13 protein-coding genes and 3 tRNA genes are annotated in these 14343 nt (G+C 59.6%); 13 read left to right on the top strand and 3 right to left on the bottom strand.

The features are described from left to right. Positions 1–122 precede the first annotated feature (122 nt). The 3 genes from BN1115_RS11715 to BN1115_RS11705 all read left to right on the top strand — a co-directional run bounded on the left by BN1115_RS11715 (position 123) and on the right by BN1115_RS11705 (position 4687). Entirely contained in the window at positions 123–2090 is a 1968-nt protein-coding gene (locus tag BN1115_RS11715) for an ATP-binding protein (protein ID WP_042657290.1), read from the top strand. 55 nt (positions 2091–2145) lie between these two features. Beyond that, on the top strand, positions 2146–2643 hold the full coding sequence (locus tag BN1115_RS11710) for a response regulator (RefSeq protein WP_042657289.1): 498 nt from the start codon (positions 2146–2148) through the stop codon (positions 2641–2643). Positions 2644–2710: 67 nt separating this feature from the next. Further along, positions 2711–4687 carry a DNA topoisomerase III gene (locus tag BN1115_RS11705; protein ID WP_042657288.1) on the top strand — a complete coding sequence of 659 codons (1977 nt, stop codon included), beginning with the start codon at positions 2711–2713 and terminating at the stop codon, positions 4685–4687. Between the two features lie 112 nt (positions 4688–4799). Here the strand turns inward: BN1115_RS11705 and BN1115_RS11700 are convergent, their stop codons facing one another. Continuing rightward, on the bottom strand, positions 4800–6155 hold the full coding sequence (locus BN1115_RS11700) for a TrkH family potassium uptake protein (protein ID WP_042657287.1): 1356 nt from the start codon (positions 6153–6155) through the stop codon (positions 4800–4802). Then, entirely contained in the window at positions 6152–6805 is a 654-nt protein-coding gene (locus BN1115_RS11695) for a potassium channel family protein (RefSeq protein ID WP_042657286.1), read from the bottom strand. Before BN1115_RS11695 ends, BN1115_RS11700 begins: the two co-directional genes overlap by 4 nt. 127 nt (positions 6806–6932) lie before the next feature. Between BN1115_RS11695 and murB the strand changes: the two genes are divergently transcribed. Beyond that, positions 6933–7970 carry a UDP-N-acetylmuramate dehydrogenase gene (gene murB / locus BN1115_RS11690; protein WP_042657285.1) on the top strand — a complete coding sequence of 346 codons (1038 nt, stop codon included), beginning with the start codon at positions 6933–6935 and terminating at the stop codon, positions 7968–7970. Continuing rightward, positions 7967–8932 (top strand): bifunctional biotin--[acetyl-CoA-carboxylase] ligase/biotin operon repressor BirA, encoded by a 966-nt coding sequence (gene birA, locus BN1115_RS11685; RefSeq protein WP_042657284.1) that lies wholly within the window; start codon positions 7967–7969, stop codon positions 8930–8932. The genes murB and birA overlap by 4 nt, the downstream gene beginning before the upstream one ends. A gap of 81 nt (positions 8933–9013) precedes the next feature. On the opposite strand, the gene coaA is transcribed toward birA, so the two are convergent. Continuing rightward, positions 9014–9952, bottom strand: a complete 939-nt coding sequence (coaA, locus tag BN1115_RS11680; RefSeq protein WP_042063823.1) for a type I pantothenate kinase — start codon at positions 9950–9952, stop codon at positions 9014–9016. Between the two features lie 263 nt (positions 9953–10215). Between coaA and BN1115_RS11675 the strand changes: the two genes are divergently transcribed. The 8 genes from BN1115_RS11675 (at position 10216) to rplA (ending at position 14162) form a co-directional block, all read left to right on the top strand. Beyond that, positions 10216–10300, top strand: a tRNA-Tyr gene (locus tag BN1115_RS11675). Between the two features lie 38 nt (positions 10301–10338). Beyond that, a tRNA-Gly gene (locus BN1115_RS11670) sits at positions 10339–10413 on the top strand. Positions 10414–10585: 172 nt separating this feature from the next. After that, positions 10586–11770, top strand: a complete 1185-nt coding sequence (gene tuf / locus BN1115_RS11665) for an elongation factor Tu (protein ID WP_033135315.1) — start codon at positions 10586–10588, stop codon at positions 11768–11770. Positions 11771–11823: 53 nt separating this feature from the next. Further along, positions 11824–11900: transfer RNA gene (locus BN1115_RS11660), tRNA-Trp, on the top strand. Positions 11901–11960: 60 nt separating this feature from the next. Beyond that, positions 11961–12332, top strand: a complete 372-nt coding sequence (gene secE / locus BN1115_RS11655) for a preprotein translocase subunit SecE (RefSeq protein WP_005306322.1) — start codon at positions 11961–11963, stop codon at positions 12330–12332. 9 nt (positions 12333–12341) lie between these two features. Next, positions 12342–12893, top strand: a complete 552-nt coding sequence (gene nusG / locus BN1115_RS11650; protein WP_042058251.1) for a transcription termination/antitermination protein NusG — start codon at positions 12342–12344, stop codon at positions 12891–12893. Between the two features lie 134 nt (positions 12894–13027). Next, the gene (gene rplK, locus BN1115_RS11645) at positions 13028–13456 is read left to right on the top strand and encodes a 50S ribosomal protein L11 (RefSeq protein ID WP_026456244.1); all 429 of its coding nucleotides are present in this window, start codon (positions 13028–13030) and stop codon (positions 13454–13456) included. 4 nt (positions 13457–13460) lie between these two features. Continuing rightward, positions 13461–14162, top strand: a complete 702-nt coding sequence (gene rplA / locus BN1115_RS11640; RefSeq protein WP_042058253.1) for a 50S ribosomal protein L1 — start codon at positions 13461–13463, stop codon at positions 14160–14162. Positions 14163–14343: the final 181 nt, after the last annotated feature.

Here is a 14343-nt window from a genome sequence, read left to right as displayed (position 1 = left end):
TAAATTCAATTGTTTTCTGTTTTATCTATTTGTGCACTTTCCGCGACAGCTGTTAGCCCCCTCGCAAAACCCCACAAGATTCGCTGATATAGTGAGCAGTGAGCCTCAACGGAGTGTCGCTGATGAGCCCTTTCTCACTGCTGTGTGTCGCCGCCAACGTGCAACTGCTGGCCGAATTCGAACAGGAGTTGGCTCCGCTGCTCGGCCATTTCGCGTTGGTGGTGGTGGTCGGTCAGGGGTCGGCTGAGCCGGCCTTGGACGAGTTGGATCGCAAGGGGCAGCCACCCGCCGTGGTGGTGTGTGACAGCGAGCTGGGGGATGGGCGAGGGGCCGATTTTCTGATCCGCCTTGGCAGCCGTCACGAGGCGTGCCGCAAGATCCTGCTCGGCAGCCAGCCGGAGATGAAATCGATCATCGAGGCGGTCAATCTCGGTCGTCTCGACTACTACCTACAACGCCCCTGGCGCGATGGCAGCCTGCGCCGGGCGGTGATTGAGCAGGCCAGCCACTTTGTGTTGCTCCAGCCCGAGGCTGACCTGCTGAGCTATGCCGCCGTGCTCGACAACCAGAAGTTGCTGCGGGTCCACGTCGATCGCCAGTTGGCGGCCTATCGGCAGGGTTTTATGGATTACACCCACTGCAGTGATGAAGAGCTGTCGCGGGTGGTGATCGACGGCCTCTACCAGTTTTTCGATGGCAACGACGAGGCGCGGGTCTGCCGCCACTACAGTCCGGGCCATGTGCTGACCCGCGAGGGGGAGCCCAACAGCTTCCTCTGGTTTATCGCCAAGGGGGAGGTGGTACTGCGCAAGCGGGACGAGCAGGGGATCGATCAGGAGGTGGTGCACTATCGCACCGGCTCGCTGGTGGGGGGCATGTCCTTCGTCACTGGCGAACCCGCCTTCACCACCGGCGTGACCCTGACCGGTGCCGAGGTGATCAAGCTCGACAAGCTGCAATTCTCCCGGGTGATGCAGGCGCGCAGCGAACTGCTCCCCTCCTTTACCAACCTGCTGCTGCGCCACTTCAACCGCCGCCTGCAAAACAGCATCCGTACCGAGATGCGGTTGCAACAGACCCTCAACTCCCTCGATGCCGCCCACGCCCAGCTGGTGGAGAGCGAAAAGATGGCGATGCTGGGTCAACTGGTGGCCGGTGTCGCCCACGAGCTGAACAACCCGGTGGCGGCCATCATCCGTGGCAGCGAGACCTTGCGGGCCGCCATCCCCGATCTGGTCAATCTCGAGCTGCCTGCCCCCATCAAGGGGCTGGGCAACCAGACCCTCTGTCAGGCGCTGACTGCCCAGCCGGTTTCGACCAGCGAGATCCGCGACAAGACCCGGCAGGCGGAGGGGCGCTTTGGCGATCGCCAGCAGGCGCGGCTGGCGGTGCAGATGAATCTGGATGACGAGCTGAACTGGCAGCGCTGGTTTGCCAGCCGCACCGCCGCCGAACGGGAGGCGCTGCTATCCCGGCTGGAGCTGTTCCAGCAGACCGGCAGCTTCCTGCGCAATATCGAGGTGTGCGCCCGCCGCATCGGCGATCTGGTCAAAAGCCTCAAGCAGTATGCCCGGCAGGATCGGCTCGAACCCTCGCTGGTGGACCTGCACGAGGGGCTGGAAGATACCCTGATGATTTTCGAGAACCGCCTCAAGCACCATGAGATCTGCAAGGAGTACCAGCCGCTGCCGCTGGTGCGCTGTCACCCCATCGCCCTGCAGCAGGTGTGGACCAACCTGATCGCCAACAGTCTGGATGCCATGAGCGGCCCGGGGCTACTCACCATCCGCACCGGGTTGCTGGATCCCGAGTGGGTCATGGTGGAGATCGAGGATAGCGGTTGCGGCATCGAGCCCGAGCTGTGGCAGCGGATCTTCGATCTCAACTTCACCACCAAGCGGGAGGGCCATTTCGGTCTTGGTATCGGTCTGAGCGTCTCGCTGCAAATAGTGCAGCAGCATCACGGCCGGATCGAGGTAGCCTCCGAACCGGGCCGCTACACCCGGATGCGGGTCTGTCTGCCGCTGGACGGCATGGGGCAGGTCGGTTACGGGGGCGAACCTCATCACAACAAGGAGCATGCGGCCTGAGCCGTCGCCAGCATCAATCGCGCGGCGTGCCAAACCATGTCGCCAAGGAGGAGCAATGAACAAACACTATCTGATCCTGTGTGTGGACGATGAGCGGGAGGTGCTGGATGCGGTGATCCACGATCTCGCCCCGTTCCGTTCCCACTTCGAGCTGGAGGCGGCCGAGAGCGTCGATGAGGCGCGAGCGGTGGTGGAGGAGTGGGAGAGCGACGGCAACAAGCTGGCGCTGATCCTCTGTGACCACATAATGCCGGGAACCCTGGGGGTCGATTTTCTGGTGGAGCTGAACCGGCGTGCCACCACCCGCGCCAGCCGCAAATTGCTGCTGACCGGACAAGCGGGGCTGGAGGCCACCGTCGAGGCGGTCAATCGCGGCGGGTTGCACTACTACCTTGCCAAGCCGTGGAAGCTGGAGACCCTGAAAGAGGCGGTGCGCGAACAGCTGACCGACTACCTGCTGGCGGAAGATGGTGAAAATGCCTTCCACTATGCGCCGCTGCTCAATCAGGCGCGGCTGTTTGCTGCTATCCACGATCACCCGTTCGACGAATAGGGGCAGTTGGGCTTTCGCGGTGGCAGTTGTATACTGTCTGCATATACAGTGTTTCAGGTAGTCACCGATGCGACTCTTTATCGCCGAGAAGCCCACGCTGGGCCGCGCCATTGCCGATGCCCTGCCCAAGCCCCACAAGAAGGGCGACGGTTTTATCGAAACAGCCCAAGGGGATGTGGTCACCTGGTGTATCGGCCATCTGCTGGAGCAGGCCGAGCCCGATGCCTATGACGCCGCCTTCAAGCAGTGGCGGATGGAGCACCTCCCCATCATCCCCGCCCAGTGGCAGCTGGTGGCCAAGCCCAAGACCAAAACCCAGCTCACCGTCATCAAGCGGCTGATCAAGCAGGCCGACTGCGTGGTCAACGCCGGTGACCCGGACCGGGAAGGGCAGCTGCTGGTGGACGAGGTGATCGACTTTCTCGGCTACCCGAAAACCAAGCCGGTACAGCGTTGTCTCATTAGCGATCTCAACCCGCCTGCGGTGCGCCGTGCGCTCGACAAACTGAGGGACAATAAGGAGTTCGTGCCGCTGGCGGTCTCCGCACTGGCCCGCAGTCGGGCCGACTGGCTCTATGGCATCAACATGACCCGCGCCTACACCCTGCTAGGGCGCAAGGCCGGTTGCAGCGAGCTGCTCTCGGTCGGTCGGGTGCAGACTCCGCTGCTCGGGCTGGTGGTGCGACGGGATCTCGAGATCGAGGCCTTTGTCCCCAAACCCTTCTACGAGGTGCTGGCCCATCTGCTGACCGACGGCAACGAGCGCTTCACCGCCAAGTGGCTGCCGTCCGAAGCCTGCCTGCCGTGGCAGGATGAGGAGGGGCGGGTGCTCAACCGGGCGCTGGCCGACAAGGTGGTGAGCCGGATCAACGGCCAACCGGCACAGGTCGAATCGGTGGAGGAGCAGGCCCGCAAGCAGGCGGCGCCGCTGCCCTACAACCTCTCCAGCCTGCAGATCGATGCCGCCAAACGGTTCGGTATGGATGCCAAGCGGGTGCTCGACATCTGCCAGAGCCTCTACGAACGCCACAAGCTCATCACCTATCCGCGCTCCGACAGCCGCTACCTGCCGACCGATCATTTCAAGCGGGCCGAGCAGGTGCGCGGCGCCATCGCCGCCACAGCGCCCACGCTGGCCAAGGCGGTTAGCGAGGCGGATGGCAAGATCCGCAGCAAGGCGTGGAACGACAGCAAGGTGGATGCCCACCACGCCATCATCCCCACCGAGAAGCAGGGCAATCCCGCCACGCTGGGGGCCGACGAGGCGAAGCTCTATGGCCTGATTGCCCGCCAGTACCTGCTGCAGTTTTATCCTCCGTTCGAATACAACGACAGCAAGGTGCTGCTGCGCATCGCCGGTGGCCTGTTTCAGGCCAAGGCCCGCCGCATTCTCAAGGCGGGCTGGAAGGCGCTGCTCGGGGTGGAGGAGGATGACGACGAAGAGAAGGCGGGCACGCTACCCGCGCTGAAGGAAGGAGAGCAACTGTTGTGCGAGCGGGGCGAACTGCTGGAGAAGATGACCCAGCCGCCCAAGTCGTTCACCGATGCCACGCTGCTGGCGGCCATGACCGGCATCGCCCGCTATGTGCAGGATCCCGAGATCCGCAAGACCCTGCGCGACACCGATGGCCTCGGCACCGAGGCGACCCGGGCGGGCATTATCGACCTGCTGTTCAAGCGCCGCTTTCTGGTGCGTCAGGGCAAGAGCATCAAGGCGACCCCGACCGGGCGTGCGCTGGTGCAGGCGCTGCCCGCCACCGCCACCACGCCGGATATGACGGCGCTGTGGGAGCAGAGCCTAGGCCAGATCGCCGAGCGCCACGGCAGCTATCAGCAGTTTATGGGGCCGCTCACCGATCAGCTCAACGGCCTGATTGAAGGGGCGCGGCAGGACTCCGGCGCCAGCTTCAGCGCCCTGCCCAAGGAGGCGCCGGGTGCCAGCAAACGGCGCTTTACCAAACGCAAGAGTCCGGCGGCCAGCGGCGCTAGTGCCGCTCCTCGCAAGGGTAGGGGCAAGCGCACAGCCAGAAGCAAGGCAGCCTGACCGCGTGAGTGGCGGCTGGCGGATGAGCTGATGTGCAGAGGCCGCCAGCGGAAAAGAGAGAGGGGCCATGTGCCCCTCCCTCTTTTTTATCGCGGTAATGGCTGGGCACCACTTAACCTGTGTAGACGTTCTCTTCCGGATAACGGATGCGGGTCTCGACCGGGCGGGCCAGCATAAAGGCCAGGGTGAGGGGGCCGAGACGGCCGCAGATCATCACCAGCACCAGGATCAGCTTGCCCGGCTCGCTCAGGGAGGCGGTGATGCCGGTAGAGAGGCCGACTGTGGCAAATGCCGAGATGGTCTCGAACATGATTTTGTCGAACGGCAGATCCTCGGTCACCATCAGCAGGAACATCGCCAGCATCAGCACCATGGTGCTGACGATGATGATGGCCAGCGAACGGGTCACGATCTGGGGCGACAGGGTGCGGCCAAAAGCGGTGACATGGGGCCGTTTGGTCAGAAACGCCTTGGTCGCCAGCAACACCACTGCGAAGGTGGTCACCTTGATACCACCACCGGTCGAGGTCGCACCGGCACCGATAAACATCAGCATCATCAGGAACAGCAGCGCCGCCGGGGTCATCAGCCCGATATCGATGGTATTGAAACCGGCGGTACGGGCACTGGCAGAGTGGAAGAAGGCCGCCAGCAGCTGGCCACCGATACCGGCTTTGCCGAGGGTGCCCGGGTTGTTGTGCTCCAGCAGCCAGAACATCAGGGTACCGGCCAGCAACAGCGCCGGGGTCATCAGCAGCATCAGCTTGCTGTGCAGCTTCAGCTTGCGCCAGCGGCGGTTGCGCACCAGATCGACGATGACGGTAAAGCCGATCCCCCCGAGGATCAGCAAACCGGCGATGGTCAGGCTTATGATGGGGTCGTCTCTATAATCCATGAGATTGTTGGCAAACAGCGAAAACCCGGCGTTGTTGAAGGCCGATACCGCGTGGAAGAAGCTGACATAGAGGCCGTGCACCCACCCCATCTCGGGCACCCAGCGGATCGCCATGATGCCGGTGCCGATCAGCTGGGCAATAAAGGCGAACAGCACGATGCGTTTGACCAGCTGGATGATGTTGACCGAGCCCTCCTGCCCCAGCGCCTCCTTGGCCAGCACCTGTTGGCGCAGACCGACCCGTTTGCTGAAGATGGCGATCAGCAGCAGGGTCATGGTCATCTGGCCCAGTCCGCCGATCTCCATCAGCATCAGCAGGAAAATCTGCCCCTGCAGGGTGAAGGCGCTGCCGGTGTCCACCACGCCAAGCCCTGTCACGCTGATGGCCGAGGTGGCGGTGAACAGGGCGTTGACGAAGGTGACCTCGCCATTGTGGCTGGAGGGTTGCACCAGAAAGATGGTGCCAACCAGCAGGATGAACAGGAAGCTGCCGAGGATCAGCCTTGCCTCGCTCCAGCGGGAGTCCTGCTCCCGATGCAGCGCAAAGGCGTAGCTGCTGCGCCAGTTGATCATAGGGTTTCGAGCCAGTGGTCGATGGCGTGCTTGTTGCCCGCGAGGATCAGGATGTCGCCAAGTTGCAGCTCCATCTTGCCGGTCAGCACGTTGTGCAGCACTTCACCGCGCTTGATGGCGAGCAACTGGAAATCGCTCTGCTGCAGCAGGTGAAGGTCCCCGAGCGCCTTGCCATTTTGCGGCAGGCCGATGACAAACTCGGTCAGCACCATGTTGTGGCCCAGTTCCAGATAGTCGAACAGCCGGTTGTCCAGCATGCTCTGGGCGACCCGGCGGCCCATGTCCCACTCCGGGTTGATCACCTTGTCGGCGCCCACTTTCTGCAGGATCTTGGCGTGGAACTTGTCACGCGCCTTGACCCACACCTTCTTCACACCCGCCTCTTTCAGGACGAGGGTGGTGAGGATGCTGGTCTCCAGGTTGTCGCCGATGGCGACGAAGACGATATCGAAATTGGCCAGCCCCAGTTCGGCGACCGTGGCCTCATCGGTGGCGTCAGCAACGATGACGTGATTGCAGAGAGCGGCGATTTGGCGGGTCTTGCTCTCGTCGATATCGATGGCCAGTACTTCGGCATCTTGCCGTTGCAGCTCTTCACATAGCGCGCTGCCAAACAGGCCCAGGCCGATGACGGCAAACTGGTTGTTCATGAGTTCTTCCTCAACAGTTGAAGCTGTCTACTGTAAACCACTGTTATTGCCCCGAAAAGGGCTCGGGTTTTTCGTCAGGGGGTAACTTGAGGTAGACTGCGCCCTTGCACCAAGCCGGGATAGACCGATGAAACTGAATGCCAACGCCTCCTTGTTGAAGCTCAACACCCTTGCCCTCGATGCGTATTGCCTCTGGCTGGCCGAGGTGGAGCAGGTTGCCGATCTGGCGACCCTGCGTGCCGATCCGCAGCTCAACCAGCTGCCGCGCCTCAATCTGGGCGGCGGCAGCAACATGCTATTCACCACCGATTTTCTCGGTCTGGTAGTGCTCAACCGGCTCAAGGGGATTGCCGCAGAAGATGGTGGCGATCACTGGTTGCTGCATGTGGCGGCGGGTGAGGATTGGCATCAGCTGGTACGCCACTGCCTGCTGCAGGGCTGGTATGGGCTGGAGAATCTGGCGCTGATCCCCGGTACGGTCGGTGCGGCGCCGGTGCAGAACATTGGCGCGTATGGCGTAGAGCTGGCTGACTTCTGCGCCTATGTCGAGGCATTCAACTGGCAGAGCGGCGAGATTGAGCGGATCGCGGCGGCAGAGTGCCGCTTCGGTTATCGCGACAGCATCTTCAAGCACGAGTATCAGGACTCCCACCTGATCACCGCCGTCGGGCTCAAACTGCCCAAGGCGTGGCAGCCGGTGCTGGGCTATGGCCCGCTGGCTGCACTCGGTGACACACCGTCTGCCCAGGCCATCTTCGATACTGTCTGTGCCACCCGCATGGCCAAGCTGCCGGATCCCGCCGTGCTCGGCAACGCCGGCAGTTTCTTCAAAAATCCGGTGGTGCCTGTGGCGCTGGCGGAGTCGCTCAAGGCGCGCTATCCGCAGATGCCCTGCTATCCGGCCGGAGAAGGGCAGGCCAAGCTGGCGGCGGGCTGGCTCATCGATCAGTGCGGCCTGAAAGGCTTTGCCATCGGCCGCGCCGCCGTCCATCAGGAGCAGGCGCTGGTGCTGGTCAATCTGGGGGGCGCCAGCGCCATGGAGCTGATCGCGCTGGCGGCCCATGTCCGCGATAGCGTGGAGCAGACGTTTGGTGTGGTACTGGAGCACGAGGTGCGCTTTATGGGCGCGCACGGTGAAACCTGGCTCGACGAGGTGCTCTCATGACCCTGACTCCCATCAGACAGACCCTGATCACCCTGCTTAGCGACGGCCAGTTTCACTCCGGCGAACAGCTGGGTGAACAGCTTGGCATCAGCCGGGCGGCGGTGAGCAAACACATGGCGGCACTCAAGGAGCTCGGGCTGGATCTCTTTAGCCTGACCGGCAAGGGCTACCGGCTGGCGGTGCCGATGGCGCTCTATGATCAGGCCACCTTGCAAGCGCTGGCCCCGATGGCGCCGGTGCACTGTTTTCCGGTCATTGGCTCGACCAATCAGCACCTGCTGGATCGGGTCAATGATCTGCGCTCCGGCGAGAGTTGTCTGGCCGAGTGCCAGACCGCCGGGCGCGGTCGTCGTGGCAAACCCTGGATTTCGCCGTTCGGTTGCCAGCTGATCCTCAGCATGTACTGGCGACTCGAACAAGGCATGGCGGCAGCCATGGGGCTCAGTCTGGCGGTCGGTGTCGCGGTGGTCGAGGCGCTGGAGTCCCTTGGCTATCAGGGGGTCGAGCTCAAGTGGCCGAACGACCTCTACTATCAGGGCCGCAAGCTGGCGGGGATACTGGTGGAGATGAGCGGTAGTGCCGGCGCCAGCTGTCATCTGGTGATCGGCATCGGTCTCAATCTGGCGATGCCTGCCCGCGAAGGGGAGAAGATCGATCAGGCCTGGGCCGAGCTGCGCCACATCAATCCGGAACTGGTGGATCGCAATCAGCTGGCGGCCCGGATGCTCGTCCATCTGCAGCAGGCGCTGCACACCTTTGAGCAGCAGGGGTTGGCAAGCTTTGTCGATGACTGGAACCGGCTCGATCACTTTGCCGGTCGCCCGGTGCGCTTGTTGATGGGTGATCAGGAGATCTGCGGCATCGCCCGTGGCATCGATGATCGCGGCGCCCTGCGACTGGAGACAGGTGAAGGGGTCAAATTCTATCTGGGGGGCGAGCTCTCCCTGCGCCGGGGCGACTGAGGGACAGCAAGGCCGCTGATGATGCCAAATATGAAGAGGGGGCCTGCGGGCCCCCTCTTCGTTATCCGGCAACCGCTGTCATCATTTGCGTAGCTTGATCTGCTCGATGGCGTGCTCATGGCCCTTGGTCATGATCAGGTTGGCACGCTCACGAGTGGGCAGGATATTTTCCTGCAAATTCAGATAGTTGATATCTTGCCAGATATTGCTGGCAATCCGGGTTGCCTCACTCTCCGCCAGTTTGGCGTAGTTATGGAAGTAGGAGTCGGGATCCGAGAAGGCACCGCTTCTGAACTTGAGGAAGCGTTCGATATACCAGGTGCGCAGCAGTTCGGCATCGGCATCCACATAGATGGAGAAGTCGACGAAGTCCGACACGAAGACCCGATGGGGCTCCTGGGGGTAGTCCATGCCGCTTTGCAGCACATTGAGTCCTTCCAGGATCAGGATGTCCGGCTGCTCCACCACCTTCTTCTCATCGGGAATGATGTCGTAGATAAGGTGGGAGTAGACCGGTGCTTCTACCTTCTCGTGACCGGCGCGGATATTGGCGACAAACTCCACCAGATGGCGGATGTCGTAGGATTCCGGGAACCCCTTGCGGCGCATCAGGCCGCGCTCTTCCAGTACCTTGTTGGGATAGAGGAAGCCGTCGGTGGTGACCAGCTCTACCCGAGGGTGCTCCGGCCAGCGCTCCAGCAGTGCCTGCAGAATACGGGCCGTGGTGCTTTTGCCCCCCGCCACGCTGCCGGCAATGCTGATGATATAGGTGCCCTTGCCGCGGGACTGGCCGAGGAACTGCTCCAGTACCCGGCTGCGACGCTGCTTGGCTTTGACATAGAGATTGAGCAGGCGGGAGAGGGGCAGGTAGATCTCTTCCACTTCCCGCAATGACACCTTCTCGTTGATCCCGCGCAGGGTCTGCAGATCATGTTCGGTCAGGGTCAGGGGGACCGAATCGCGCAATAACGCCCATTGATCGCGGGTGAATTGCAGATAGGGGTTATGCTCTGTCGTCATGGTGTCATCACTGTTTCTTGGGCACGGCGACCATACACCAAGGGGGGGGGAGCGACAAGGGACGCAGCAGGATTGGCTTGTTTGCCTCCGCTTTTTTGCAAACTTCCCGGCAATAAAGCATATTTTGCCGGGTTCAATGGTTGCATCCCCCAAAACCTTACAATAAAATGCGCGACGCTTGACTGTCTGTCGTCTATTTGCCGTGCAAAAGTGATAAAAACAACGGGTGCAAGCAGAATTACCGTTGTGACAATCTGGCGTCTGGAGGGGTTCCCGAGCGGCCAAAGGGATCAGACTGTAAATCTGACGGCTCTGCCTTCGAAGGTTCGAATCCTTCTCCCTCCACCATATTTCTCTGCGGTTTGAGTTCTTTGGGTTAGAGAAATGCGGGCATCGTATAATGGCTATTACCTCAGCCTTCCAAGCTGATGATGCGGGTTCGATTCCCGCTGCCCGCTCCAAGATGCTGATATGGCTCAAGCGATACCAAGAGCTACACCCTCGGGTGAAGTCGGCAGTCGAATCTGCCTGTCAGCACCAGCCTCTCTTCCCCACCAGATTCAAATCCATCATATAAACTGTTCTGTGGTTAGCTTGCCACCGCGTACTCAGCGTTAGTTTAGAGGGACGATCATGTCTAAAGAAAAATTTGAGCGTAATAAACCGCACGTTAACGTGGGTACCATCGGCCACGTTGACCACGGTAAAACCACCCTGACTGCAGCTATCACCAACGTGCTGGCCAAGCACTTCGGTGGTAAAGCTTTCGCCTTCGACCAGATCGACAAGGCACCGGAAGAGCGTGAGCGTGGTATCACCATCAACACCTCCCACGTAGAATACGACACCGCTACCCGTCACTACGCCCACGTAGATTGCCCGGGTCACGCCGACTACGTTAAAAACATGATCACCGGTGCTGCCCAGATGGACGGCGCGATCCTGGTAGTAGCAGCGACTGACGGCCCGATGCCGCAGACTCGTGAGCACATCCTGCTGGGTCGTCAGGTTGGTATCCCGTACATGATCGTGTTCATGAACAAGTGTGACATGGTAGATGACGAAGAGCTGCTCGAACTGGTCGAGATGGAAGTTCGTGAACTGCTGACCGAATATGACTTCCCGGGTGATGACCTGCCGGTAGTACGTGGTTCCGCGCTGAAAGCGCTGGAAGGCGACGCAGCATGGGAAGAGAAGATCATCGAGCTGGCTGGCCACCTGGATACCTACATCCCGGAGCCGGAGCGCGCAATTGACCTGCCGTTCCTGATGCCTATCGAAGACGTATTCTCCATCGCTGGCCGTGGTACCGTAGTGACCGGTCGTGTAGAGCGCGGTATCGTTAAAGTGGGTGAGACAGTAGAAATCGTTGGTATCAAAGATACCGTTTCTACCACCTGTACCGGTGTTGAAATGTTCCGCAAGCTGCTGGACGAAGGTCGTGCAGGCGAGAACATCGGCGCGCTGCTGCGTGGTGTTAAGCGTGAAGACGTAGAGCGTGGTCAGGTCCTGGCCAAGCCGGGCTCCATCAAGCCGCACACCAAGTTTGAATCTGAAGTGTACGTGCTGTCCAAAGAAGAAGGTGGTCGTCATACCCCGTTCTTCAAAGGCTACCGTCCGCAGTTCTACTTCCGTACTACCGACGTGACCGGTACCATCGAACTGCCGGAAGGCGTTGAAATGGTAATGCCAGGCGACAACATCAAAATGGTTGTTACCCTGATTGCACCGATCGCAATGGACGACGGCCTGCGTTTCGCTATCCGTGAAGGTGGCCGTACCGTAGGTGCCGGTGTTGTAGCCAGCGTAATCGCTTAATCTTTGGCTTACATAAATAAAGCAAAGCCCCTATAATAGGGGCTTTCTTGTGTAGGGGCGTAGTTCGAATTGGTAGAACAGCGGTCTCCAAAACCGATGGTTGCGGGTTCGAGTCCTGCCGCCCCTGCCATATACCTCGTCTCGTACGGGGCTTTTGTGTCTTTGGTTACGTCAGATACAGGTGGGTTGTATGAGTGTTAGTTCTGAGAGCCAGGGCGGAAGCAAGGATACCCTGCTTTGGGGCCTGGTTTTCATTATCCTGGCGGCCGCTGTAGTGGGTAATTACCTGCTCAACGATGTTGTCGCTGCCGTCCGCGCCCTAGGTGTGGTCGTTGTCATTGCTGCTGCCGGTGCAGTAGCCCTGCAAACCACCAAGGGAAAGGCAACACTGGCATTTGCCCGTGAGTCTCGCCTGGAAGTCCGCAAGGTCGTATGGCCGACCCGTCAGGAAGCCATTCAGACAACCCTGATTGTGCTGGCGGTGACCGCCGTGATGGGGCTGCTGCTGTTCGTTCTGGACGGTGCCTTGGTCTGGTTGGTCAACCTGATTACCGGTGTGTAAGGATAAGCCATGACTGAACAACGTGAACAACGTATGAGATGGTATGTCGTGCAGGCTTTTTCCGGCTATGAAGGCCGTGTAGCCAAGTCCCTGCGCGAGCATATCAAGATGCATGGCATGGAAGACATGTTCGGTGAAGTACTTGTCCCGACCGAAGAAGTGGTCGAGATGCGTGCTGGCCAGAAGCGCAAGAGTGAGCGCAAGTTTTTCCCGGGTTATGTCCTGGTCCAGATGATGATGGATGAAACCACATGGCACCTGGTGCGTAACGTACCGCGCGTAATGGGCTTCATCGGCGGTACTTCCGACCGTCCGGCACCGATCTCCGACAAAGAGGCCGATGCCATCCTGAACCGTCTGCAGGATGCCCACGACAAGCCGCGTCCGAAAACCCTGTTTGAACCGGGTGAAATGGTGCGGGTTGCCGATGGTCCGTTTGCCGACTTCAACGGTACCGTTGAAGAGGTCGATTATGAGAAGAGCCGCGTGAAGGTCTCTGTACTGATCTTCGGGCGTTCTACTCCTGTTGAACTGGATTTTGGTCAGGTCGAAAAGGGCTGATTGAATTCTGTACGTTTAACGGTTGTCAGGGGCAGCGAATATCTCTATAATTCGCTGCCCCTTTATTAGTTGGGGAGCCGTTTGCAGGAGCAAGTCTCCGAGGCGCTAGAACCCATTTTTGAGGTATTTTCCTAATGGCTAAGAAAGTCACAGCTTATATCAAGCTGCAGGTTGCTGCTGGTGCAGCCAACCCGTCCCCTCCCGTTGGTCCTGCACTGGGTCAACACGGTGTTAACATCATGGAATTCTGTAAGGCGTTCAACGCTCGTACAGAGAAGCTGGAAAAAGGTTCACCGACTCCGGTCGTGATCACCGTTTACAGCGACCGTTCCTTCACCTTCGAAACCAAGACTCCGCCTGCTTCCTTCCTGCTGAAGAAAGCTGCTGGTATCAAGTCTGGTTCTGCCAAGCCGAACAAAGACAAGGTTGGTAAGGTGACCGTAGCCCAGCTGCAAGAAATCGCCAAGACCAAAGAACCGGATATGACCGGTGCCGATCTGGATGCAAAAGTACGTTGCATCGCAGGCTCCGCTCGTTCCATGGGTCTGGTAGTGGAGGATTAAGACAATGGCTAAACTTTCCAAGCGTATGCGCGTTATTCGCGAAAAAGTTGACGGTACCAAAGAGTACTCCATCAACGAAGCCATTGCCCTGCTGAAAGAACTGGCTACCGCCAAGTTCGTTGAAAGCGTTGACGTTGCTGTCAACCTGGGTATCGACGCTCGTAAATCTGACCAGAACGTACGTGGTGCTACTGTACTGCCGCACGGTACCGGTCGTGATGTACGCGTTGCCGTATTTACTCAAGGTGCCAACGCCGAAGCCGCTAAAGCTGCCGGTGCTGACCTGGTAGGTATGGATGACCTGGCCGATCTGGTCAAGAAAGGCGAGATGAACTTCGACGTCGTTATCGCATCCCCGGATGCCATGCGCGTTGTTGGTCAACTGGGTCAAATCCTGGGCCCGCGCGGCCTGATGCCGAACCCGAAAGTTGGTACTGTAACTCCTAACGTTGCTGAAGCGGTCAAGAACGCCAAAGCCGGTCAGGTTCGTTACCGTAACGACAAGAATGGTATCATCCATACCACTCTGGGTAAGGTTTCTTTCGACGAAGTTCAGCTGAAAGAAAACTTGGAAGCTCTGCTGGTTGCCCTGAAAAAAGGCAAACCCTCTTCCGCCAAAGGTATCTTCATCAAGAAAGTCAGCATCTCCACCACCATGGGTGCCGGTGTTGCCGTAGACCAAGCTTCTCTGGAAGCTCAGGCCTAATTGATGGGTTTTACAAGGCGCAAAATTTAATCTATAATTTTGCGCCTTGATTGGTTGGGGGTTTCGACCTCCGTCCAAGACCGCAGGAGGCTGAAAAGCCTTAATGTTTCCTGCGTAGACGGTGCCGGAAACCCAGCGAGAAAGTTTCTTTCTCTTCTGGAATCCTGCTACCGCATCGTTC

This window comes from Aeromonas allosaccharophila, from assembly GCF_000819685.1.
GTDB classification, from domain to species: Bacteria; Pseudomonadota; Gammaproteobacteria; order Enterobacterales; family Aeromonadaceae; genus Aeromonas; species Aeromonas allosaccharophila.
The sequence above is the reverse complement of the archived record's forward strand: the minus strand, read 5'-3'. Positions and strand labels throughout refer to the sequence as shown.

Bases quoted from the DNA above. Each gene is read 5' to 3' on its own strand.
- tuf (WP_033135315.1), top strand. From the start codon at position 10,586: ATGTCTAAAGAAAAATTTGAGCGTAATAAACCGCACGTTAACGTGGGT.
- birA (WP_042657284.1), top strand. From the start codon at position 7,967: ATGACCCTGACTCCCATCAGACAGACCCTGATCACCCTGCTTAGCGAC.
- BN1115_RS11715 (WP_042657290.1), top strand. From the start codon at position 123: ATGAGCCCTTTCTCACTGCTGTGTGTCGCCGCCAACGTGCAACTGCTG.
- BN1115_RS11710 (WP_042657289.1), top strand. From the start codon at position 2,146: ATGAACAAACACTATCTGATCCTGTGTGTGGACGATGAGCGGGAGGTG.
- murB (WP_042657285.1), top strand. From the start codon at position 6,933: ATGAAACTGAATGCCAACGCCTCCTTGTTGAAGCTCAACACCCTTGCC.
- rplA (WP_042058253.1), top strand. From the start codon at position 13,461: ATGGCTAAACTTTCCAAGCGTATGCGCGTTATTCGCGAAAAAGTTGAC.
- BN1115_RS11705 (WP_042657288.1), top strand. From the start codon at position 2,711: ATGCGACTCTTTATCGCCGAGAAGCCCACGCTGGGCCGCGCCATTGCC.
- secE (WP_005306322.1), top strand. From the start codon at position 11,961: ATGAGTGTTAGTTCTGAGAGCCAGGGCGGAAGCAAGGATACCCTGCTT.
- BN1115_RS11695 (WP_042657286.1), bottom strand. From the start codon at position 6,805: ATGAACAACCAGTTTGCCGTCATCGGCCTGGGCCTGTTTGGCAGCGCG.
- BN1115_RS11700 (WP_042657287.1), bottom strand. From the start codon at position 6,155: ATGATCAACTGGCGCAGCAGCTACGCCTTTGCGCTGCATCGGGAGCAG.
- rplK (WP_026456244.1), top strand. From the start codon at position 13,028: ATGGCTAAGAAAGTCACAGCTTATATCAAGCTGCAGGTTGCTGCTGGT.
- coaA (WP_042063823.1), bottom strand. From the start codon at position 9,952: ATGACGACAGAGCATAACCCCTATCTGCAATTCACCCGCGATCAATGG.
- nusG (WP_042058251.1), top strand. From the start codon at position 12,342: ATGACTGAACAACGTGAACAACGTATGAGATGGTATGTCGTGCAGGCT.